Annotated in this window: 16 protein-coding genes and 1 pseudogene; 11 read left to right on the top strand and 6 right to left on the bottom strand. The window is 69.1% G+C overall.

Annotation, left to right across the window (positions count from 1 at the left end; translation table 11 throughout):
• Positions 1-76 precede the first annotated feature (76 nt).
• The gene (locus H5V44_RS08100) at positions 77-1,126 is read left to right on the top strand and encodes a transcription initiation factor IIB (protein ID WP_185192597.1); all 1,050 of its coding nucleotides are present in this window, start codon (positions 77-79) and stop codon (positions 1,124-1,126) included.
• 10 nt (positions 1,127-1,136) lie between these two features.
• On the opposite strand, the gene H5V44_RS08095 is transcribed toward H5V44_RS08100, so the two are convergent.
• A complete protein-coding gene (locus H5V44_RS08095) occupies positions 1,137-1,637 on the bottom strand; it encodes a halocyanin domain-containing protein (RefSeq protein ID WP_185192596.1) in 501 nt (166 codons plus the stop codon).
• A gap of 100 nt (positions 1,638-1,737) precedes the next feature.
• Here H5V44_RS08095 and H5V44_RS08090 point away from each other — a divergent pair, with 100 nt between their 5' ends.
• The 7 genes from H5V44_RS08090 to H5V44_RS08060 all read left to right on the top strand — a co-directional run bounded on the left by H5V44_RS08090 (position 1,738) and on the right by H5V44_RS08060 (position 12,702).
• Positions 1,738-2,040, top strand: a complete 303-nt coding sequence (locus H5V44_RS08090; protein ID WP_185192595.1) for an Htur_1727 family rSAM-partnered candidate RiPP — start codon at positions 1,738-1,740, stop codon at positions 2,038-2,040.
• Positions 2,037-3,251 (top strand): TIGR04347 family pseudo-SAM/SPASM protein, encoded by a 1,215-nt coding sequence (locus H5V44_RS08085; RefSeq protein ID WP_185192594.1) that lies wholly within the window; start codon positions 2,037-2,039, stop codon positions 3,249-3,251. The genes H5V44_RS08090 and H5V44_RS08085 overlap by 4 nt, the downstream gene beginning before the upstream one ends.
• Before the next feature lie 232 nt (positions 3,252-3,483).
• Positions 3,484-3,909 carry a winged helix-turn-helix domain-containing protein gene (locus H5V44_RS08080; protein ID WP_185192593.1) on the top strand — a complete coding sequence of 142 codons (426 nt, stop codon included), beginning with the start codon at positions 3,484-3,486 and terminating at the stop codon, positions 3,907-3,909.
• 24 nt (positions 3,910-3,933) lie between these two features.
• The gene (locus H5V44_RS08075) at positions 3,934-8,574 is read left to right on the top strand and encodes a PAS domain S-box protein (protein WP_185192592.1); all 4,641 of its coding nucleotides are present in this window, start codon (positions 3,934-3,936) and stop codon (positions 8,572-8,574) included.
• Complete coding sequence (locus tag H5V44_RS08070; protein ID WP_185192591.1) at positions 8,571-11,285, top strand: helix-turn-helix domain-containing protein; 2,715 nt, start codon at positions 8,571-8,573, stop codon at positions 11,283-11,285. The genes H5V44_RS08075 and H5V44_RS08070 overlap by 4 nt, the downstream gene beginning before the upstream one ends.
• 521 nt (positions 11,286-11,806) lie before the next feature.
• Positions 11,807-12,130, top strand: a complete 324-nt coding sequence (locus H5V44_RS08065; RefSeq protein WP_185192590.1) for a HalOD1 output domain-containing protein — start codon at positions 11,807-11,809, stop codon at positions 12,128-12,130.
• A 143-nt stretch (positions 12,131-12,273) separates the two neighbouring features.
• The gene (locus tag H5V44_RS08060) at positions 12,274-12,702 is read left to right on the top strand and encodes a CoA-binding protein (RefSeq protein WP_185192589.1); all 429 of its coding nucleotides are present in this window, start codon (positions 12,274-12,276) and stop codon (positions 12,700-12,702) included.
• 76 nt (positions 12,703-12,778) lie between these two features.
• Here H5V44_RS08060 and H5V44_RS08055 read toward each other — a convergent pair whose 3' ends face one another.
• Entirely contained in the window at positions 12,779-13,096 is a 318-nt protein-coding gene (locus tag H5V44_RS08055) for a DUF5798 family protein (RefSeq protein ID WP_185192588.1), read from the bottom strand.
• 102 nt (positions 13,097-13,198) lie between these two features.
• On the opposite strand from H5V44_RS08055, the gene H5V44_RS08050 reads away from it, so the two are divergent.
• Complete coding sequence (locus H5V44_RS08050) at positions 13,199-14,083, top strand: EamA family transporter (RefSeq protein WP_185192587.1); 885 nt, start codon at positions 13,199-13,201, stop codon at positions 14,081-14,083.
• A 19-nt stretch (positions 14,084-14,102) separates the two neighbouring features.
• On the opposite strand, the gene H5V44_RS08045 is transcribed toward H5V44_RS08050, so the two are convergent.
• The 3 genes from H5V44_RS08045 to H5V44_RS08035 are packed head-to-tail and all read right to left on the bottom strand — an operon-like array spanning position 14,103 to position 17,972.
• Complete coding sequence (locus H5V44_RS08045; RefSeq protein ID WP_185192586.1) at positions 14,103-15,170, bottom strand: ABC transporter permease; 1,068 nt, start codon at positions 15,168-15,170, stop codon at positions 14,103-14,105.
• Positions 15,163-16,974 carry a PrsW family intramembrane metalloprotease gene (locus H5V44_RS08040; RefSeq protein WP_185192585.1) on the bottom strand — a complete coding sequence of 604 codons (1,812 nt, stop codon included), beginning with the start codon at positions 16,972-16,974 and terminating at the stop codon, positions 15,163-15,165. The genes H5V44_RS08045 and H5V44_RS08040 overlap by 8 nt, the downstream gene beginning before the upstream one ends.
• A complete protein-coding gene (locus tag H5V44_RS08035; protein WP_185192695.1) occupies positions 16,971-17,972 on the bottom strand; it encodes an ABC transporter ATP-binding protein in 1,002 nt (333 codons plus the stop codon). Before H5V44_RS08035 ends, H5V44_RS08040 begins: the two co-directional genes overlap by 4 nt.
• 242 nt (positions 17,973-18,214) lie before the next feature.
• On the opposite strand from H5V44_RS08035, the gene H5V44_RS08030 reads away from it, so the two are divergent.
• Positions 18,215-19,105 (top strand): class 1 fructose-bisphosphatase, encoded by an 891-nt coding sequence (locus H5V44_RS08030; protein WP_185192584.1) that lies wholly within the window; start codon positions 18,215-18,217, stop codon positions 19,103-19,105.
• Positions 19,106-19,203: 98 nt separating this feature from the next.
• Here the strand turns inward: H5V44_RS08030 and H5V44_RS18120 are convergent.
• Positions 19,204-20,330: pseudogene (locus tag H5V44_RS18120) on the bottom strand (DUF3179 domain-containing (seleno)protein).
• On the opposite strand from H5V44_RS18120, the gene H5V44_RS08020 reads away from it, so the two are divergent.
• On the top strand, positions 20,331-23,453 hold the full coding sequence (locus tag H5V44_RS08020) for an FAD-binding and (Fe-S)-binding domain-containing protein (protein ID WP_185192582.1): 3,123 nt from the start codon (positions 20,331-20,333) through the stop codon (positions 23,451-23,453). It begins immediately after the preceding pseudogene.
• Positions 23,454-23,483: the final 30 nt, after the last annotated feature.

The raw sequence follows: 23,483 nt of genomic DNA, 5'->3' as shown, positions 1-23,483 counted from the left end.
TTTTTACGCGAGACCAACAATACTTTGTCGAGAGCGAGGCGATGGTTCGGTTCTCATCGTTCTCCCGCAACACAAAATGAGTGATGCCCTTCACGCGCGCACGCGAGACGACGATCGAAAATGGCGTGACCACGACGAGGAGTCCGGCGCCACGACGCAGACCGACGCGGCCGAGCGGTCTGAACAGGCCGACGAGGAGCTCCAGTGTCCGGAGTGCGGTTCGACGGACCTGGTGACCGACAGCGAACGTGGCGAGACGGTGTGTTCGGACTGCGGGCTGGTCGTCGACGAGGACTCGATCGACCGCGGGCCGGAGTGGCGCGCCTTCGACAGCGCCGAACGCGACGAGAAGTCCCGCGTGGGCGCGCCGACGACGAACCTGATGCACGACAAGGGGCTGTCCACCAACATCGGGTGGCAGAACAAGGACGCCTACGGCAACTCCCTGTCGTCGAACCAGCGACAGAAGATGCAGCGGCTCCGGACCTGGAACGAACGGTTCCGGACCCGCGACTCGAAGGAGCGGAACCTCAAGCAGGCGCTCGGCGAGATCGACCGGATGGCGTCGGCGCTCGGACTGCCGGAGAACGTCCGGGAGACCGCCTCGGTCATCTACCGCCGCGCCCTCGACGAGGATCTGCTCCCCGGCCGCTCCATCGAGGGGATCGCGACGGCCGCGCTCCACGCTGCCGCCCGGATGGCGCAGGTTCCGCGGAGCATCGACGAGGTCGCCCGCGTCTCCCGGGTCGACGAAGACGAGTTCGAGCGGGCCTACCGCTACGTGGTCCGCGAACTCTCCCTTGAGATCCAGCCGGCGGACCCCGAGGAGTACGTCCCCCGCTTTGCCTCCGACCTGGAGGTCCCGAAGGAGACCGAGCGGACCGCCCGCGAACTGCTGGAGAACGCCAAACGGGAGAACGTCCACTCCGGGAAGTCCCCGGTCGGCCTCGCGGCGGCCGCGCTCTACGCCTCCGCGCAGTTGACCAACGAGGACCTCACCCAGGCGGACGTGAGTGCGGCGACCGACATCTCCGAGGTCACGATCCGGAACCGGTACCAGGAACTGCTGGAGGCGTGGGATCTCGACTCCCCGCACGGCGGCCGCAGCCGGCGCGCCAAAAGCTGAGGACGCCGGGCTACTCGACGACGACGACGCCTTTCATCCCCATCGTCTTGTGGGGCGTACAGTAGTACTCGACCGTTCCGGGCTCCTCGAAGGTCCGTGAGAAGGTGTGACCATCCTCGGCGACCAGCTTCGACTCGAAGGAGCCGTCTTCGGCGACGACGTTGTGAGTGCTGCCGAGCCCGTTCCACTTCCAGACGACTTTCGTCCCCATAGAGACGCGGATCGCTGCGGGGCCGAACCCGAAGTTCCCGCCGTTGGCTTCGGCCCCGACGGTGACCGTTACCTCCGAGGCGCCGGTCTCATCGACGATGCCGTCGTAGTTGTCGACGTCCGAGAGGTACTCCTCGACCGCGTCGGTCGACCCCCCGGAGGTGGCGGTGCCGGTCGGTTCGTCGGTCGACCCGCTCTCGCCCGACGCGGTGCCGCCACCGCCGGAACAGCCGGCGAATCCGACCGCGGCCGCGGCTGTGCCACCGAGGACCGTCCGCCGCGTGACGCGCTGTTCTGACATCACCTGCCTTACTGTTCCGGTACAAAAGAGAACCACAGTCGTTCCCAGTTCCCGAAAATCGACGGAACGCGTTCGGGGGGAGACCCATACGGATGACCCGATGACCGACTCGAACGTGAAACGCGTCGACGACCCCCGCGGCGACGGGACCCCCGAGTGGGAAGTGTTCCTCCGCGAGGAGCCCGCCGAGCCGCTGCGTCACGTCGGGAGCGTCTCCGCGCCGACCGCGTCGGTGGCGCACGAGCAGGCGTCGTCGCTGTTCGGATGGGCCGCGGACACGTTGTGGCTCTGTCCGGCCGCTGAGGTCGCGCGGTTCACCGAGCGGGACCTCGGGGACGCAGGGGAACCTGAGGACAGCGAGGCCGAACCGGCGAGGAGTTCGGGGGGAGGTGAACGGCCGTGATCTCGATCAGCAAACTCCTCTGTGAACTCGACGCGGAGGGCGACGGGCTTCGGTACGACGACGGCCGCGACTCTTCCCGGGAACAGATCACCGAGGAGCGGACGACAAAGCCCGTGGTGGTGTGGAACCTCACCCGCCGGTGTAACCTCTACTGTGACCACTGCTACGCCGGCGCCGACCTCGATGCGGCACCGGGTGAACTCACGACCGCCGAGGGCAAACGACTGCTCGAGGAACTCGCCGACTACGGCGTTCCGGTGGTGTTGTTCTCCGGTGGGGAGCCGCTGGTCCGCGAGGATCTGGAGACGCTCGTCGCCCACGCCGCCGACGTCGGGATCCGGCCCGTCCTCTCGACCAACGGTACCCTCGTGACGCCCGAACGGGCGGCCGCGCTCCGGGACGCCGGCCTGAAATACGCGGGCGTCTCCGTCGACGGGCTGCCCGAGCGCAACGACGCGTTCCGGGGCGAGGAGGGCGCGTTCGACGCCGCGGTCCGCGGGATCGAGAACTTCCTCGACGCCGGGCTGAAGACCGGGCTCCGGTACACGATCACCGAGCGGAACGCCGCCGATATGGAAGGCGTCGTCGACCTCCTCTCGGAGGTCGGCGTCGACCGGTTCTGCTTTTATCACCTGGACTACGGCGGCCGCGGCGGCGACATCGCCGACGCGGACCTCACGCCGGCGGCGCGCCGTGAGGCCGTCGAACGGCTGTGTGAACTGACCCGATCCTACCACGACGCCGGCGAGGAGATCGAGACGTTGCTCGTTGGCAACTACTGTGACGCCGCGTTCCTCGTGGAGTACGCCCGCGACCGGTTCGGCGAGGAGCGGGCGGCCGCGGTCCGCCGGTATCTCGAAGTCAACGGCGGCGATCCGACGGGCGAGCGGGTCGCAGACGTCGACTACCAAGGGAACGTCCACCCCACGCAGTTCTGGCAGGGGTACAGCCTCGGCAACGTTCGCGATCGGCCGTTCGGCGCGATCTGGGACGACGAGTCGAACCCGCTTCTGCGTGCGCTCCGGACCCGCGAGGAGCACCTGACCGGCCGGTGTGCGACCTGCCGGCACCAGGACATCTGTCGGGGCGGCTCCCGGCTCCGCGGGCTGGCCGCCGAAGGCGACGTGTTCGCTCCGGATCCGCAGTGTTACCTGACGAGAGAGGAGCGGCTCGGGCCGGGGGCGGAGACGGGCGGGTCCGCCGCCGACTGACCTATCGACCGAGGTTGTGGGCGGCAGCCGGCGGATATACCTCGGGACTACGTATAACAGGCCATCGGCCGCGACGATGGGGGAGAGGCCTGAACCACCGGGGGCGGCGTTTCGTGGCCGGTCCGTCCGCGCGTACCGATGTGTATCGGTACTGTTTGTGGTCACATCGATGTGTAACGGGGCTACCGTTTTCTCAATAGTGAGAGTAGCGCGTGTCAGAGGAAAACGCATAATGGATTTCATCGAGGCCCTCCGCGCGACGTACAGCATCGAGATTCTCGGAGCGACCGACACCCCGACGTCGGTGGGTGAACTCAGCGACTCGCTCGACATCCCGCCTGCGACCTGTTACCGGCGGGTCAACCAGCTCTCGTCGGCCGGCCTGCTGGAGGAGTGCGACCCGGAGCACGGCGACTCCCACAGGTCGACGCTGTACCGCCGAACGAGCGACGCCGTCGGGATCCAGTTCGGCCGGAACCCGTCGGTTCTCACCTGCGATTACGTCGCCCACCTGTCGGCCGTCAGCGTACCGGCGGCCGGTCTCTCGGCCGACGGTGGGTCCGAGGGAGGGACCGTCCTGGCGCTGGTGAACGACACTGGATCGCACGATGACGGGCGAGGGGTCGCCGGTGCGGCGGGCGGAGAGAAAAAAGATTAATATGACAGTAATATCAGTTTAGTTATGTCAGCGACACACCCGTCCTCGGGTCGCTTTCTCTCCCTGTCGGCGGCCCTCGACCGTGCTGAGACGGTCGACAGCGCCGTGGACCACGCGACCGAGTTGGCGAACACGGCGTTCGAGCAGCCGGTCGTCTCCGTCTGTGCGTACGAGCCGGCGACCGGAGCGTTCGATACTATGTACGCGTTCGACCCGTTGTCGGCCCCGACAGACGCTGACCCGGAAGCGATCCCGGAGCAGATACGCGCCGAAGTCCGCACCCGGAGCGACGATCAGCCGGCTGGGGTCGACGCCGACGCGACAATCGATACCGATCCCCGGGGACCGCTCCGGGCGGAGGCGTTCGTTCCCGCCGGGTCCCGGTGGGTACTGCGCCTCGGCGTTGCCGAGGCCGATGGGTTCGACGAGGCGGGTGTGGCGGTCGTCGAGGGGATCGCGGCGAACCTCGGGGCAGCCCTCGACCGGATCGACGACCGACGGGAACAGCGGGCCGGCGTCGAACCACAGGAACTCCTGAACGAGGGGCCGTTGCTGTTCGTCCGGACCCGCCGGGTCGACGACGAGGCGGTCATCGACGCGTGTAGCGACCGGTTCCTGCGCCGGCTGGGGTACGACCGGGGCGAACTGGCGGGCGAACCGCTTGCGTCCGTGTACACCGCCGACTCCGCGGCTGACCTGCGGGACGGGGGGTACGACGACGCGCTCGCCGGGTCGTTCGAGGTCACCGAGCGGACACTCGTGGATGCGGACGGGGAGCCGGTTCACACGCTTCTGCGTGCGGTCCCCCGCCGGGACGGGGTCGCCGGGACGAACGCCCTGTTCGTGGACGTAACGGAGCGCGAACGGCAACGACGCGAACTCCGGGAGCGAAGCCACGAGCTGGAGTCGTTCCGGCGGGCTGTCGAAGAGGCGGCCGACGGCGTGGCGATCCTGGAGGACGGCGAGTACACCTACGTCGACCGGACACACGTCGATATGTACGGCTTCGACAGCACGGACGATCTCCTCGGGGAGACCTGGCGAAGGCTGTACGACGACGAGGAGGTCGCACGCCTGGAACGGGAGGCGTTCCCGGCGCTCGAAGCCGACGGCCACTGGCGCGGGTCGGTGACGGGGAGCCGACCCGACGGGTCGACGTTCCCGGCCGAGCTCTCGTTGACGATCGTCGGTGACGGGCGTCTCGTCTGTACGGTGCGTGACGAAACCGAGCGCAAAGCCCGGGAGCGCGAACTCGAACTGAAAGAGCGGGCGATGGACGAGGCCAACGTCGGGATCCAGATCACGGATCCGGACCGCGAGGACAACCCGCTGGTCTACGTCAACGAGGGGTTCGAGCGGATGACCGGCTACGCCCGCGAGGAGGTGCTCGGTAACAACCCACGGTTCCTGCAGGGCGAGGCGGCCGACCCAGAGACGGTGGCTCGACTCCGCGGGGCGATCGAAGCCGAGGACCCCGTCTCGCTCGACGTCCGGAACGAGCGAAAGGACGGGTCGCCGTACTGGTCCCGCCTCTCCGTCACGCCGGTCACTGATGCGAGTGGGGCCGTCCGGAGCTACATCGGCATCCAGCAGGACATCACGGAACGGAAGCGGCGCCAGAAACGGACCGAGTCCAGAAACGACCTGCTGACGCGTATCTACGAGGTCACGACCGACCCGGGGCTCACCTTCGACGAGAAGATCACCGCGCTCCTCCGGGCCGGCAGGGACCACCTCGATCTGCCGTATGGCTTCCTGACGCGGATCGATCGGGGCGAACACGGAGGGTCCGACGCCCAGACCATCGTCGAGGCTGTCGGGTCGCACGAACGCCTCCAGCCGGGCGAATCGGACCCGCTCGAGCGGTCGTACTGTCGAAAGGCGGTGGAGAACGACGGTCCGCTGACGCTCACACACGCCGTCGAGGAAGGATGGGCGGACGACCCGGCCCACGAGACGTTCGGACTCGAGGCGTACATCGGGAGTGAGGTGGTTGCCGGCGACGACCTGTACGGGACGCTGTGTTTCGCCTCGATGGAGCCCCGCGATCGCTCCTTCGACGAGTTCGAGCGGTCGTTCATCCGGCTGGTCGGGCGGTGGGTCGGCTACGAGATCGACCGCCGGGAGACCCAGGCAGAACTGCGGGAGCAGCGCGAGCGACTCGAACTGGCGCTGTCGGGGACGAACACCGGCCTCGCGGAGTGGGACCTGAAGACGGACGCGGTGACGTGGAACGAGACGCTTATCGAAATTCTCGGACGGGAGGTCGAGTCCGCCGAGGAGTTTATCTCGGCGGTACACCCCGACGACCGCGACCGGGTCGAGCGGGAGCTGGAGGCGATGCTCGAAACCGGCACCCCCTGTACCGGGGAGTTCCGGATGCTCGACGGCGACGGCGACACGCTGTGGATCGGATCGCGGGCGACGCCGGTCTACGACGGCGGCGAGGAGCCGGTCCGTGTGCTCGCGACCGGGACCGACATCTCCGACAGAAAGCGGGCGGAGCGCGAGCGGCGCCGCAGCGAGCGGCAGTACCGGCGCCTCGCACGGAACATCCCGAACGGGGCGGTCGTCAGCTTCGATGGGGATCTCAACTACCGGGTGGCGGCGGGGGAGCTCCTCCCGGAGTTCGGTGTCGACCCGTCCGACGTCTCCGGTGCGGCGGTCGGGTCGCTGCTCCCCGACGCCGGAGTTACGGACGACCTGCTCCCGCGCTTCCGGGCGGCGCTCGACGGTGAACGCACGGACCGTCGGGTCGAGCTCGGGGACCGCACGCTCCGGATTCACATCGTCCCGACCGACGACGGCGACGGGGAGGGGCGGTCGGCCGAGACCCGCGGGCTGCTCTTGGCCCAGGACGTGACCGCGGAGGCGCGTCGCGAGCGGGCGCTGTACGAGGAGCGCGAGCAGTTCCGCCTGCTGACCGAGAGCGTCGACGAGTACGCCTTCTTCATCGTCGACGAGGAGGGCGTGATACGGACGTGGAACGACGGGACCGCGGACACCTTCGGGTACGACGCGGAGGCGGCGGTCGGAACGTCCATCGCCGAACTCCACCCGGAAGCCGACCGCGAGTCGGGGCTTCCCGGCCGGCTGCTCCAGCAGGCGCGGATCGCCGGTGAGAGCGCCCACGAGGGGTGGCGCGTCCGAGCGGACGGGTCGGAGTTCTACGCCGACGTCCGACACGCCCCGCTCGAGGCCGACGACGGGGAGTTCCGCGGGTACGCGGTGGTCGTCCGCGACATGACCGACCGTCGGCGACAGCGGCGCCGGACCGAGCGGTTCGTCGAGGAGTCCGACGACGTGATCACCGTCGTCGATCCTGACGGGACGGTGACGTACGCCAGCGGGTCGGCGACCCGCGTTCTCGGGTACGACCCCGACGACCTCGTCGGCGAGAACCTCTTCGACTACCTCCACCCGGATAGCCGGGACCGGGCGATGGAGGCGTTCTTCGCCGGCGTAGACGACCCCGGCGGGAGTTTTCAGGCCGAGTGTCGCTTCAGGTCGGGGGACGGCGGGTGGCGCAACGTCGAGGGACAGTGCCGAAACATGCTGGACGACGACGCCATCGGCGGGATGTTGTTGTACCTCCGGGACGTGACAGAGCGCACGGAACGCGCCCGGCGGTTCGAGAGCATCTTCAACCAGACGTTCCAGTTCACCGGCCTGCTGGATCCCGACGGCACCGTCCTCGAAGTCAACGACGCCGCCTTGGAGTTCGGCGGGATCGACCGCGACGCCATCGTCGGGACCCGGCTGGGAGACGCCCAGTGGTGGGCGCACTCCGAGGCCGTTCGCGACAACGTCGTGGACGCCATCGACCGGGCCGCGGACGGCGAGTTCGTCCGCTACGAGACGGAGGTTCGCGGCGCCGACGGGCTCGCGACGATCGACTTCTCGCTGAAACCCGTGACCGACGAGGACGACGACGTGTCCCTGCTCGTCGCCGAGGGCCGTGACATCACGAGCAGGGAGCAGTACCGACGCCACCTCGAAGTGATGCAGCGGGTGGTGCGCCACAATATGCGGAACGACCTGACCAAGGTCCGGGGGTGGGCGCAGTTGCTGGCCGAGGAGGACAGCGCCGACGAGCGGGCCGAGAAGCTCGAAACGATCGAGGGGATCGTCGACAAGTGGGTGGCGATGTCGGAGAAGATGCGGAAGATCTCGCAACTCCTCCGGGGGCAGCGCACGCACAGCCGCACAGCGGAGTGTGAGACGGTCGTCCGGGACGCCGTCGAGTCGGTCCGTGACGGATACGACGGCGGAACGGTCCGGACGGAGGCCGAAGCGGACGGATCAGTACAGGTGCCGACGACCGTCGGAAACGCGGTTCGCGAACTGGTGGAGAACGCGCTGCAGGCGGGCGACGACGCCACGGTCGCGGTCGAACTCGCACGCCCCGACGAGGACTGGATCGAGGTCCGGGTGCGAGACGACGGCCCGGGGATGCCGGAGATGGAATCGGAGGTTCTCGAGACCGGCGAGGAGACGCCGTTGGCCCACGGGCTGGGGCTCGGGCTCTGGCTGGTCCGGATGGTCGTCACGCAGGCCGGCGGCACGGTGTCGGTCGAGTCGTCCGACGGCGGAACGGAGGTCCGCCTGCGGCTTCCGGCCACCCGGACCCAGCGGGCGCAGGCGGGCGCCGGGGGAGCGGTATGACGGTGACGCAGTCGGGCGTCGCGGGGGTGCTAATCGTCGAGGACGACCGAAGTCTGGCCGAGTTGTACGCCGAGTGGTTGGAGGGGACGTACGACGTTGCGACCGCTTACGGCGGGGCTGCGGCGCTCGAACGGCTCGATTCGACCGTCGACGTGGTGCTGTTGGACCGGATGATGCCCGGCCGTTCCGGCGGGGAGGTCCTTGAGACGATCCGAGCCTCGGAGTTCGACCCGCAGGTGGTGATGGTGTCGGCGGTCACACCGGACCTCGACGTCGTGCAGATGGGGTTCGACGCGTATCTGGAGAAGCCGGTCGACGCCGCGGTGCTGCGGGAGACGCTCGACCGGATGCTCACCCGCGCGGAGTACGACGAGAAGCTCCGGGAGTTGTTCTCGCTGATCGAGCGGCAGGACGCGCTCGAAGCGGTCAAGAGCGCGGAGGTGCTACGCAAAAGCGAGGAGTATCAGTCGCTCACCGAGCGCCTCGAAGCGGTACAGACCGAGGTCGAGGCGTTGTTGGTCGACCTTCCCGGGGAGGACTTCCGCGTCGCGGTCGAGCGCCTCCAGCGGACGGTCGCCGAGCGGACGAACGAGCGGCGGTACGAGTCGCTCACCGAGGACGTCCTCGACGAGTCACGGGAGGCGACGGTCGTTGTCGACGCCGACGGGTCGGTCGTGTGGGCGAACGAGGCCACCGAGCGGTTACTCGGGGTCGACCGGGACGACATCCACGGCCGGGACTACGGCGCGGTCGCGCGCGAGCGGTTGGCCGATGTCGAGGCCGGAGACGAGTCGCTCGTGTCTCTCGTACAGGACGGGTTGTCGCGCCGCGCAGACGAGGTCGAGGCGACGGTCCACGTGCCCGCGGACGGGGAGCGGACGGAACGGTGGCTCGAGTACCGGGGAACGGCGATCCGGACCGGGCTGTACGCGGGTGGCTGGGTCGAGCACTACCACGACATCTCCATCCGACACAGGCGTGAGCAGTACCTCAGGGCGCTCCACCGCGCGACGCGGGACCTGATGGCCGCGGACACGATCGACGCGGTCGCCGAACGGGCGGTCGCGGCGGCGACGGCCGACCTGGAGTTTCCGTACGCCGCCGTGTTTACCAGGGACGAGGCGACGGGAACGCTCGTCCCGACCGCACACGAGGGGGAGACGCCCGACCTGGACCCCGAGTTGCCGACGCTCTCCGGTGGCGACGACCCCGTCTGGACCACGTTCGTCGGTCGGACGGAGCCGCTGGACGCCGAAACGCACCGGGCGCACGACGGGGCCGACGGGTGGCTCGACGCGGCGTTCCGTGACTGGCTCCTCTGCCCGCTCGGTCAGCAGGGCGTGTTTCTCCTGGCGGCGGCGGACGGGCGGTCGCTCTCGGGCGCGAGGCGGAGCCTCGCGGAGACGTGGGCGGCGAACACCCGGCAAGCGCTCAAACAGGCCGCCCGGACGCGGAAACTCCTGGCCCGCGACCGGGAGCTCGAACGGCGGAACGAGCAGCTCTCCCGGCTCGACCGGATCAACCGGCTCATCCGTTCCATCACCCCGGCGGTGGTGAGCACAGACACCCACGCCGAGGTCGAGGCGGAGGTCTGTCGCCGGGTGCTCGATGTCGCCACGGTCAGGGGCAGTTGGATCGCGGACGTCGATCTGTCGACCGGTGCGACGGTCTGTAGGGCGTCAGCGGGTGACCTCGACGCCTATCTCGCGAACGTCCCACAGGCAGGGTCTGAGCCCCCCACAGCGGAGACGGCTCCGTCGACGCCGGCGGTCCCCGCGAGGCGCGCCTACGAGTCGGAGTCGCCGGTGTCGGTGACGGACCTCCTGACCGTCGACCCCGGCGTGTGGTGGCGCGACCGGGGGTTGAACGGGGGCACGAACAGCATTGTCGCGGTCCCGATCGTCCACGAGTCAGTGTGTTTCGGCGTGGTCGAAGTGCACCTTGATCAGCCCGGAGGGATGGTCGAAGAGGAGGTCGATGCGTTCAGCGAGCTCGGCGCGACGATCGGTCACGCTATCGGGGCGTTGCGACGGCGCGACGCGCTTTTGACCGGCGGATCGACGGCGCTCACGTTTCGTATCGACTCGGAGTCGACGCTGTCGCGGTTCGTGACCGACGTCGACGCCCCGGTGTCGGCCACGGACGTGTCGCGCCGCGATAGCGGGACCTGTGCGGTGTTCGTAACGCTCGACCTCGGTCCGGATCAAAACCCCGACGGGATCGGAGCCCGAACCGGAGACCACCCGGGCGTATCGGTCATCCGTGCGGATCCGGGCCGTGTGACCTGCGTCGTGACGCTCAACGCGGAGTCGCCCCTTCAGCAACTGATCAGCCACGGGGCTGCGCTTCGGGATGTCGAGGTAGAGACCGACTCCGGAGCCTCGGTGGTGACGGTGACGATACCGTACGAGACCGGGGTTCGGGAGTACGTCGACGCGGTCACCGAGGCGCTCACCGGTATCGAGCTGGTGTCGAAGCGGTACCTGTCGGTCGACTGGCAGTCCGAACCGGCGGTCGCCGCCGCGGTGGATTCGACCCTGACCGAGCGGCAGCGTGAGACGCTTCGGATGGCGTTCCATGCGGGCTACTTCGACTGGCCGCGGAGCGTCCGTGCGGACGCGGTCGCCGAGGAACTCGGCATCGTGCAGTCGACGTTCAGCCAACACCTCCGCACGGCCGAACGCAAGCTTCTCGCGGAGCTGTTTTCGTGATTCGTGTCCGATACGCGGCCGCGATGTCCCGGGAGGCCTGGATTCACGTCGACGTCCCGGGCTGGTCAGCGCGGGCTGACCTGTCGAGACGTGCGGCACCGAGCCCCGTGTGGCGACGCCGGCCCGACGGCGTGGCCGGATCCGCGCCGCCCGACTGCGGTTCGGCACCGGTCACGCCCGACCCGACCGATCGAACCAGCGACGGAGGACCCACGCCGCACCCGACGGCGTGGGATGGGTGGCTCCGCTGACGAAGGCCTGGAGGGCGTCGTGGGCCGGGCGACGACCCGTCGCGCCGCGGCTACTACCCCGGCCGTGTCGGTTGCCGGACGCGCGGCGCCCGGGAGGCTGCCGTGACACACCGAGCCACCGCGGGCGGCTCTCCGGTCCCCCGTCGTCCGGCGTCGGCTTGCGCGCGACGCCCGGGCAGATGCACAGAGCCGATGTGAATCGGTATTTCAACCTGAGGACCCGAATAACAGCGGAACGGGTGTTATACCTCCTCCGGCAGTCGATCAAATATGAGCGAGCGACAGCGGACGTCCTCGGAGCGAGCACAGGGATGGGAGACGGACACGAAGCTGGTTCGGGAGTTTCCCCGCCCGGTTAGTGTGGCCGATGCCGTTACCTCGACAGTCTCCGAGGCCGCCGCGTCGTGGCCGCGGCTGTCGGAGACCCCGCCTCTTAGCCAGTTCGTCGACGTAGAGAAGCTCAACGGACTGTTCAAGACGAAGGCCACGGACGACAGTAGGTGGCTTCCGTCGGCGGTGTTTCGCTTTCAGGGCTGCCGGGTGACGGTGCTGTACGGGCGATACATCCGCGTGATGATCGAGCAGAACTTCTGAAGCCCTCGGGACCGACTCGGTCGTATACGCCCTCCCAACCCGAACGCGCGTCGTCCGATGATTGTCGTGATCCCGGAGTCCCGGGTCGTACCTGCCGGGACCGCAACACCACTGTTTTCTCGCTTTGGTGCGTCGAAACCCGTATGTCTGTCTCCGACGACGACGGACTCGAACGGATCCTCAACCACGACACGGTCGCGGTCGTGGGGAACTCGACCACGCCCGGGAAGGCGGCCCACGACGTCCCCGCGTACCTGCAGCGCCACGGCTACCGGATCGTTCCGGTGAACCCCTTCGCCGACGAGATCCTGGGCGAAACCGCCTACGACTCACTGGCCGACGTGCCGGACTCGATCGGCGTCGACGTGGTGAACGTGTTCCGCCCGAGCGAGGAGGCCGGGGGGATCGTCGACAGCGCGATCGAACGGGCCGAGCGGCTGGGCGACGTCGCGGCCGTGTGGCTCCAGTTGGACATCACCGACAGCGAGGCGGCCGAGCGCGCCGCCGACGCCGGGCTGGATTTCGTCCAGGACAACTGTATGAAGGTCGAACACCGACGACTCCGCGGGTAAGCGTCCGTCCGGGGCGGTCGGCGGCTCCGCGGGTAGGCGTCGGCGCGGGAGCGTCGCGGGTTCCGGATCGCCCCGATCAGTCCTGTTCGGCGGAGTCAGCGGCCGCCCGATCCGGGTCGGATTCCGCGGCGTCGGTCCCCTCAGCTTCGGCCTCCGAGATGTGTACGTCGGCGGTGACGGCCTCGATGTCGATCCCCTCCGCCTCCGCGAGCGCCTCCACCACCGCCCGCATCTCCGCGGTCTCGCGTTCGAGCCGGTCGACCCGGTCGCTGGTTTCCTGGGTCGTCTTGCGCATCTCGACGACCTGATCGCGGAGGTCGTTCAGCCGGGTGTAGACGTCCTCCGCCATATCGGTCACTTTCTGGAGCTTCTTCGCCGTGCCTCCGAGTCCCATACCCTCCGTTCGTCGGTCCGGGTTTGTGTGCGTTCCGGATTCGGTGCCGCGTGACGGAGCCGAAAACGACACCCTCAGGGGGGCCCCCTCCCGAGTGGGGGTATGCTCTCTCCGGGTGTGGGGGCGGCGCTGGCCGCCGCCGTGCTGTTCGGCTGCTACCTCTACCTCTACAAGCGGCACTTCGACGTGCTGCCGGCGACGGTGTACACGGCGGTCAACGAGGTGGCCGGCTTCGTCTGGTATCTGCCGATCGCCGCGCTCACCTGGCCGGCCGACACGGCCGTGCTCCCGGCCGCGACGACGCCAGCCGACCTGGCGCTTCTCGGGGCGGTCGGGGTGACCGTGGCGGCGGCAAACATCGTCTCGATCCGGGCGCTGAAGCTGGGCGACGCCTCCTACGTCGCGCCGCTGAACAAGCTCGTTCCGGTGTTCGTCCTCCCGATCGAGCTACTGCTTTTGACGACGGCGATCGGGGCCGTCCAGGTTGGCGGGGTCGTGCTCGCCGTCACCGCGATCTACGTCGCGAACTACGAGACGGCGTCGGCCCTCGAACCGCTCCGCCGGGCGGTCACCTACCGTCCGGCCCAACTCGCACTCGGCGGGGCGCTACTGTTCGCCCTCGGCGACGTGGGGACCCGGGCGGTCCTCTCGACCACGCCGATCCCGACCCAGACCACCGCGCTGTTCTCGTTCGTCGCGGTCGCCGGCGTCGCGGTCCCTTTTGCCGTGACCCGCGTGGAGTGGCCGCGTCTCCGTGAGGTGCTCCCGGGGCTGGTAGCGCTCAGTTCGGTGTTCGCGGTCGGAGTCCACCTGGCCACGACCTCGTTCGATCTGGCCCCGGCGAGCATCGCCTCGCCGCTTATCAACACGCAGGTGATCATCGTGGTGCTGCTCGGGAGCCTGCTCCTCGACGAGGGACACCTGTCCCGGCGGCTGGCGGCTGCGGTGCTTGCGGTCGCCGGCGTGGCGCTGGTCGCGACCGGGTGATCGAAGTCACCCCCGCCCCTCAGAGCGCGTCGGCGTCGACGCGGTCGACCAGCCGATGGAGCCCGACGTAGACCGCGACCGCGAGGGCCACGACGCCCGCGACCGCGAAGTAGTCCCCCGTCGTGGGGCTCCCGATGCCGAGCCGGGCGGCGGCGGTCACCGGCCCGTGCGGCAGCAGCGTCGTCCCGCCGATCACGAGCAGGACCCCAACGGAGTAGAGGAACTGCGCGGCCCGGCGGTCCGGCGCAGCTAGTGCGACCGCCGCGCCGAGCCCACAGACTGTGAGCGCCAGCCCGGCGACGAGCGCGACGAGCGGGACCACGTTGGCGACGCTCGTGCCGTTGAGTTCCAGGAGCACGATCCAGAGGCCGGCCTGGACCGGTGCGAGCCCCGCGGCGGCCGCGAGTTTGCCGTCGACGACGTCGTGGAGGGTCACGGGCGCCACCCGGAGGAGTTCGAGCGTCCCGCGGTCGATCTCCTCGGTGACGGAGTCGACCGTGATCGACCCGGAGATGAACACCGGCAACACCAGAAGAAGCGGCAGCAGGATCGTGTACGTGAAGCCGAGGTATGGACTGGAGTCGGTCTCCGGCGGGAGTTCAAGCGGCGTCGACGCCAGGAACGCCGCCCGGTCGGCCCGTTCGGCGCGCTCGAAGGCGCGCAGGACGTCGCGCAACTGCACCACCACGACAGTGGTCTGGACGTTGGAGTCGGGTGCGACCGCCCTGACGAACACCCGCTCGTCGCGGGTTTCAGCCACCAGTACGGCGTCGATCCCGGTCGCGCGGTACTCCTGGAACGCCCGCATCGCCGACGCCTCGCTCCGGTAGAACCGGGCGTCGACCCCGCGAACCTCCCTGGCGGCGCGGATCAGTTCCTCCGAGGCGTCGCCGGTGACCGCGACGTCGACTTCGGTACCGCCGACCTGTCCGGGGTCGTACAGCGACACCAGCCCGACGACGAGGAACGACGAGAACGCCGCGATGAAAAGCTGGAGCACGAGCGCTAATACGATGGTCTTCTCCTTCCGTAGCTGTCCGAGTTCCCGGCGGGCGATCGTGACGCGGGGGTCGGTGCGGTCACGCAAGGCGGGTCACCACCGTGAGGTTGTACGCGGTGTGGAGGAGCACGCTCCCGACCAGGGCAGCGACGTACCACCGGAGGGTCCGCCGCGCACCGAGGGCCGCGATGCCCGTGGTGACCACGTGGAGCACGAGCGGCGCGAGAAACAGTGCCGCACCCTCGGTGACGCCGATCCCGGAGGGCGCAAACGCCGCCCGTCCCAGCACCAGTTCGGGGAGACCGACCACCTGCACGACCGCGGTGAACTTCTCGCCGACGAAGAAGCCCAGCCCCGAGAGCGCTCCGAGGAGGACCGCAGTCCGACGTGTGTCCGGGAACCGATCGGCCTCGAAGGCCGCAAACAGGTGGAGGCTCTTTGCGACCTCCTCGACGACCGCGACCGCGAGCAGGACGATCGGCACGGTGACCGACACCGGCAGCGCGAACAGTACCGCGACCACGAGCAGTTCAGCGACGAACACGAACGGGACCGTAAGCCCCGCGAGGACCGCGGCGTGTCGGGGCTTTGTGACCCGGACCGCGAGCGCGTCCAGCAGCTTCAGCGGGACCGGCCGCTGGGTGAAGAGGTCCTCCTCCCGATAGATCCCGGTCCCGAGCAGGAACAGGACGCCCGCACACAGGGTGAACGGCACGGTCGCGAACGCGAACTCCAGGGGCGCGACCGACTGGAGGGGCTGGAGGTCGCGGACCACCACCGTGAGCGGGGAGATCAGTGCGATCGGCGTCACGTTCGCGAAGATCGCGGGCACGAACGTGTACGCGGTCAGGAAGACGGAGACGGTGACGGTCACGAAGGTGAGTTCCTTGAACGACCGGGCGAACATCGCACCCGCGAAGGTGGCCGAAAGAAACAGGAGCGCGATCGGCAGTGCAGCCGCGACCGCGACGACGCTTCCGCCGACGGCGACTGCGACGAGCGCGGTGAGTCCGACGAGGAGTCCGAGGTACGGCAGCGTCTTCCCGGCCACGATGTCGCCGGGGGACACCGGCGCGACCAAGAGCAGTTCCCCCCGGCGGTTGATCCGTTCGTTCAGCATCGTCGAGCCGTACGCCTGGATCACGAAGTTCATCGGCACCAGAAAGGCGAAGGCGAGCACCAAGGAGCCGAACGGGAAGGGCGGCTGGATCTCCGCCGGGGACCCGGACCCGCCGCCGCCCAGCGGGTTCAGACCCTCCAGGGCCGGGACGCCGAGCGGGCCACCCGTCGAGCCGCCACCGTCGTCCGGTTCCGACCCGGCGTCGCTGCCGTCGGTTCCGTCGCCGCCACCGCCGCTGCCGCCGTCGTCGCCGCCGATGGCTCCCCCGTCACCGTCCCCTGCGGTCACCGAGTCGGGCAGCGCGGCCGACTGGGAGGCGTACTGCACCACGACGACGACCGGGAACGCCGCGGAGCCGTTCTCCTCGGCGCGCATCAGCCCGACGTTGTAGGCCCGCACCGCCGATCGGAACGCCGAGGCCGCGGCCCGGCCCTTCGGGGAGTTCGCGACCAGAACGCGCCCGTCCCGGACCAACACCTCGATCTCGCCGGCGCGAAAGGCGTCGGGCTCAGCAGGCCGGGCGTCGAGCGCGACGCTCCGTTCGACGGGTTCGCGGTAGGGGCTGTCCGGTGCGACCCCGACCCGGTAGATGTCGCGGTCGAGCGCGACCCCGCCGCCGGCAGCGCCCGCGGCGACGACGCCGCCGGCCACCAGGAGTGCGACCACCCCCAGGGCCGCCGTCCGCCGGTCTACGACGCTCGCGGAGCGGTCGACCTCCCATCGGGCGATGCGCAGGACGGCCCGCAGGTGGTCATACGGCGACCGTTTCACCGGCGGTCGCCCCCGGATCCGGGCGTCGACGGCGCCGGTCGGTCGCTCGGACCGTGGCTCGTGGGCGCCCCCCCGTCGCCGTCGTCGACCGGCACACGGCCCCGGTCGGTGTCGGTGTCGGGCGTGCCGCGGGCGAGGTCGAGGAAGATGTCCTCCAAACTCTGCTCGCGGGTCCGGATGTCGACGACGCTCCCGCCCGCCGCCGCGGCGCGCTCCCTGAGCTCCTCGACGGCGTCCATATCCGGGACGACCGCGCGGTGGCGCTCGGAATCGGCGCCGGCGACGGAGTCGCTTCCCTCCACCGGGACCGTCGTGAACACGTGGTAGGTTGTCTCGCCGTACGTCTCGCGGATCTCGGGGACGGTCCCGCGGGCGATGATCTCTCCGCGGTTCATGATCACGATCCGGTCGCAGACGCTTTCGACGTGATAGAGGTTGTGAGCGCTGAACACGACGGTCTTGCCCCGATCGGCGAGTTCGCGGGTGAACTCCAGAACGTAGTTCGTCGTCAGCGGGTCCAGCCCCGATGCGGGCTCGTCGTAGATCAGGAGGTCGGGGTCGTTGACCAGCGAGCGGGCGATGGCGACCTTCCGTTTCATACCCTTCGACATATCCCCCAGCCGTCGCTCGCGGTGTTCGAGTTCCAGCCTGTCGAGCGTCGACTCGGTGCGCTCGGTGGCCTCCGAGCGGGGGACGTCGTAGAGGTCCGCGAAGAACTCCAGATACGACCGCGGCGTCATATCCTCGTAGAGCGGCGACTCCTCCGGCAGGAACCCCAGGTTCCGGCGGGTCTCGGGGTCGTCGGCGGCACGGCCGCCCACCTCGGCGGTCCCCTCGGTCGGTTCGACCAGTCCCGCGAGCATCTTCAGCGTCGTGGTCTTGCCCGCCCCGTTCGGCCCGACGATCCCGAAGATCTCCCCGGCCTCCACGGTGAAGTCGCTCCCGACCACGGCGGGAAAGTCGCCGTAGGTTTTCCGGAGGCCGTCGGCGCGTATCATCCCCATCACCGGTCGTCACGGACCCCTGTAGGTAAAACCCGGCGGCGGGCGCGACCGCCCGTCACGACATTAGTTCATATTCGAGTAAATCAGCGCAACGGAGCCGAAGTGGACTCTTAGCGCCTATAGTGCCTGAAATCGGGACTGCAGGCCGATAGTGACCGAATCGAAGGTGGCAACAAATTTTTGTACTCGGTAACCGCAGTCCCAACTGACGAATCCGTTTCACGAACGACTCACAGATGACCGACACCGACACCACCGATCAGGTCGAATCGATCGCCGCGGCCATCGACGCCGTCGTCGACGTCGTCGCTCGGGCGGCCCCGGAGATCCGTTCCGGCCTCCCGGGGCGTCGGGTGGCCGCGGAGGGGCAGAACCCCTCGGGGGAGACTCAGATGGCCGCCGACGTTTTCGCCGACGACCTCCTCTGCGAACGGCTCGGCGCGCTCGACGGCGTCGGGACGTACGCGAGCGAGGAGCGGGAGACCGCAGTCGACGTCGGGTCGGGCGTGTCGGTCTGCGTCGACCCGCTCGACGGTTCCTCGAACCTCGAACCCAACGCCGCGATGGGGACGATCGTCGCGGTCTACGACGGGCCGCTACCGGCTGCCGGCCGCGACATCCGCGCGGCCGCGTACGTCCTCTACGGGCCGATCACCACGATGGCGGTCGCCAGAGAGGGGTCGGTGACCGAGTACGTGATCCACGAGGACGCCGACTACGACGTGCTGACCGAGGACGTGCGGCTCCCCGACGACCCCACCGTGTACGGGTTCGGGGGTCGGGTGCCACACTGGGTCGAGCCGTTCGAGGCCTTCGCCGCGGACGTCGAGTCGGATCCCTCGCTGAAGCTCCGGTACGGCGGCGCGATGATCGGCGACGTCAACCAGGTGCTCACCTACGGCGGGATCTTCGCGTACCCGACGCTGTCGAACGCTCCCGAAGGGAAGCTCCGCCTCCAGTTCGAGGGCTACCCGGTGGGATACATCGTCGAGGCGGCGGGCGGGGCCTCCTCGAACGGCCGCCGTTCGCTCCTCGATGTCGAGAAGGACGATCTTCACGCCCGGACGCCGGTGTACGTCGGCAATCAGGAGTTGATCGACGACCTGGAGTCGCGGTTCGCCGAGTGAGCCGACAGACGAGTATATAATCACGCCGGAGACTTTTTCCAGTCCGACTCGTTCGGCTATTTTACGGCTTATGAGGCTATTATAACGAGATTCTAATCTCAGGGAAATCTATATATTTGTGGGTTAGCGCGTGCGGTCTCGTAGTGCGTCCGGAACGCGAACCACAGCCCGTGGCGGCCCGGGATCCGCTCGCGCGTGCCGTCCTCGGACCGGAGTTCGTTCCGCGAGAGGCTCCACGTGGTCCCGTCGGCGTCGACGAGGCCGATTCCCTCGTCGTCGTCGACCCGCTCGACGGGCGTCGGCGGCGCCTCGTGAACTGCGGTGTCAGCGGTCGCGTCCAGCGCGGCGACCACCGGCCGGCCGTCGATCTCGGCGGCGAGGACGCCCGCCCCGTCGCGGAGGTCGTCGATCGGGACGACCCACACCTCGTCGGGGTCGCTGCCGGTGATCCCGTAGACGGACTCCTTCTCCGGAAGCCGATCCTGGTCCTTCCGAACCCCCGGCTGGACGATCTCCTCACGGTTCCAGTAGTGTTCGAAGAAGTCGACGTTCCCGTCGTAGTGACTGTAGTCGTACCCGTAGCCCGTCTCGAGGTCAAGCGCGAGCGCGTGGCGTATTCGGCCTTCCACTCGCCCCACTCGGTCCGGGTGACCGCGAACTGGTCGAGATACAGGTCCGGATCGGCCGCAAGCGTCTCCCCGCCGATCGGCCGGCCGGAGTGTTGGTCCCACAGCGTCTCGGTCTCCTCGCCGTACATCACCTTGTTCACCGAGGCGAGCATCCCGGTGCTCCCGAACGTCCGGACGTCGCCGTCGCCGAGTCGGCGGTCGTAGAGGATCGGCGCGTTACAGAGGCTACAGTACGTCAGCGTGACCGGACCCTCGCCGAACTCCGGGTTCAGGAGTTCGTGGGGGAACAGCACCCACCGCGGGACCGCATACGGGATCCCGTCGATCTCGAACCCGAAGACGAGGTGGTCGTCCTCCAAGTATCGCTCCGGGTCCTCCTCGGATCCGGACGCGGATCCGTCACTGCCCGCGTCCTGCAACTGGGTGCACGTCCGATCGCACGCCGTCGTGCGATCGAGTGAGCGAAGACTTGCAAACGCTACTATACCGTTTCGGTTGCCGCCGCGGCGCAAAACCCGTATGCATCGCCTGTCCCGCTCCAGGAGCCTCGCCGCCAGCGGGGGGTATAAGTGCGTCTTTGCCCCAACAGTAGCCATATGCCCGACCGCGACACCGACACCGTTCCGGACGGCGGCGTGGCCTCCGCCACCGCGGCCGACGGTCGCGCCGACTACCAGTACACCTCAGACGACGTCGAGCGCCCGGGGCTGGTCGCCGCCCTCGACGCCCGGGTCGACGGCGAGGTGCGGTTCGACACCTACACCAGACAGCTGTACGCGACAGACGCCTCCGCCTACGAGGTGACGCCGATCGGCGTGGTCTTCCCGACGTCGACCGCCGATGTCGCGAGCGTTGTCGCCTACTGCGCCGACGAGGAGATCCCGGTGCTCCCCCGCGGCGGCGGGACGAGCCTCGCGGGGCAGACGGTCAACGAGGCAGTCGTCCTCGATTTCACGCGACATATGGACGCGGTCCGGGAGATCGACCCCGACGCCGGCGTGGCGCGGGTGCAGGCCGGGACCGTCCTCTCCGATCTCAACGACCGGGCCGCCGAGCACGGGCTCACGTTCGGGCCCGATCCCGCCGCGGGCGACCGCAGCGCGATCGGCGGCGCGATCGGCAACAACTCCACGGGAGCCCACTCGCTGGTCTACGAGAAGACCGACCACTACGTCGAGGAAGCGGAGGTGGTGCTCGCCGACGGCACCGTCACCACCTTCGGCGAGGTGTCGGTGTCGGAACTGAGGGAACGCGCCGACCCCGACGGCGACATCGAGGCGCGGATTGCGGCGGGCGTGATTTCGGTCCTCGACGACCAGGCCGAGGAGATCCGCGACCGCTATCCCGACCTGAAGCGGAACGTCTCCGGGTACAACCTCGACCGGCTGCTCGCGGAGGCCGAGGGGGAGTACGGCGAGGCGGGTGTCGTCAACCTCGCTCACCTGCTTGCGGGCAGCGAGGGCACGCTCGCGGTCGTGACGGAGGCGACCGTCGGATTGGAGCCGCTCCCCGGGTCGAAGTCGGTGGCGCTTCTGACCTACGACAGCGTCCTCGACGCCGTCAGCGACGTGGTCCACGTCCTCGATCACGACCCCGCGGCGGTGGAGCTGATCGACGACACGCTGATCGAGTTGGCGTCGGAGACGACCGAGTTCGAGGACGTTGTCGCGAAACTCCCGGCGGGAACCGAGGCGGCGCTCCTGACCGAGTTCTACGCCGACAGCGACGCGGCGGGGCGGGAGATGGTCGACGGGTTGCTGGCGGATCGGGTGCCGGGATCCGGCGGCGCTACTGCCGCAAACGAGGGCGGGAGGGCCCCGGAGAGCACCGACGGCGGCGTCGTCGCCGAACCCTCGGACGATCGCTACGCCTTCGGTGCCCTGGAGGCCTACGACGACGCCGACCGCAAGGAGCTCTGGAAGCTCCGGAAGTCGGGGCTGCCGATCCTCCTGAGCCGCACCAGCGACGAGAAGCACATCAGCTTCCTCGAGGACTGTGCGATCCCGCCGGAGCACCTCCCGGAGTTCGTCTCCGAGTTCCAGTCCGTACTCGAGGATCACGGCACGTTTGCCGCCTTCTACGCGCACGCCGGCCCCGGTGTCCTCCACGTCCGGCCCCTCATCGACGCCAAATCGCAGCTGGAGGTGGACGCGATGGAGGCGATCGCCGACGGAGTGACCGACCTCGTCGTGGAACTCGGCGGGTCCGTCTCCGGCGAGCACGGCGACGGCCGCGCGCGGACCCAGTGGAACCGGAAGCTCTACGGCGACCGGTTGTGGGAGGCGTTCCGCGACCTCAAGACCGCCTTCGACCCCGACTGGCTCCTGAACCCAGGCCAGGTCTGCGGCGACGTCGCCCTCACCGAGAACCTGCGGTTCGACCCCGACTACGAGTTCGAGGCGGGCTTCGACCCGGCGCTGGAGTGGGACAACGACAACGGGATGCAGGGGATGGTCGAACTCTGTCACGGCTGCGGCGGCTGCCGCACCCAGCAGTCGGAGGGCGGGGTGATGTGCCCAACCTTCCGCGCGGCCGACGAGGAGATCACGAGCACCCGCGGGCGGGCGAATATGCTCCGGCAGGCGATGAGCGGCGACCTCCCCGACGACCCGACCGACGAGGAGTTCGTCACCGAGGTGATGGACCTCTGTATCGGGTGTAAGGGCTGTGCCAACGACTGCCCCAGCGAGGTCGACCTCGCGAAGCTGAAGGCGGAGGTGACCCACGCGTACCACCAGGAGCACGGCTCCTCGCTCCGGTCGAAGCTGTTCGCCAACGTCGACACCCTCGCGAAGGTGGGCAGCGCGCTCGCGCCGGTCTCGAACTGGGCGGCGAAGGTTCCCGGCGCCCGGACAGTGTTGGAGGAGACCGTGGGCATCGCCGGCGAGCGGACGCTGCCGACCTTCCGCCGGAAGACGTTGCGGGACTGGTTCGACGCGCGCGGCGGCTGTCGGGTCGACGCCGCGACCGCCGACAGACGGGCCGTTCTCCTGCCGGACACCTACACCAACTACAGCCACCCCGCAGTCGGGAAGGCGGCGGTCCGCGTGCTGGAGGCCGCGGGCGTCTCCGTCGACCTCGCCGACGCCACCGACAGCGGCCGGCCCGCCTTCTCGAAGGGATACCTCGACGCCGCGCGGGAGTCGGCCCGGAGCGTCGTCGACGAACTCGCGCCCCGGATCGACGCGGGGTGGGACGTCGTGGTCGCCGAACCCTCCGACGCGGTGATGCTTCAAACCGATTACGGCGACCTGCTCTCGGGGCCGGACGTCGACGCGGTCCGCGCGAACAGCTACGGGGTGTGTGAGTACCTCGACGCCTTCCGGCTGGACGAGGCGGTCGACTTCGGCGCCCCCGACCGGTCGCTGGCCTACCACGGCCACTGCCACCAGAAGGCGACGAAGAAGGACCACCACGCGGTCGGCGTGCTCCGGCGGGCGGGCTACCGCGTCGACCCGCTGGATTCGGGGTGTTGTGGGATGGCCGGCAGTTTCGGGTACGAGGCCGAACACCACGCGATGAGTATGGCGATCGGCGAGGAACTCGGCTCCCAGGTCGAGGACAGCGACGCGACCTCGGTGGTCGCGCCGGGCGCGTCGTGTCGGACGCAGCTCTCGGACCTGGGCGCGGGCGTCGACCGGGCGCTGCTCCCCGACGCCGGAAGCGACCGGTCGGAGCCGCCGACGCCGATCGAGGCGCTCGCCGCGGCGCTCGAATAGCATCCGTCCGCCGGGTCGGTCGGGTCCCGT

This window comes from Halobellus ruber (assembly GCF_014212355.1).
Taxonomy (GTDB): Archaea; Halobacteriota; Halobacteria; order Halobacteriales; family Haloferacaceae; genus Haloquadratum; species Haloquadratum rubrum.
Note: the sequence above shows the minus strand (reverse complement) of the source record. Positions and strands in the feature narration are given on the sequence as shown.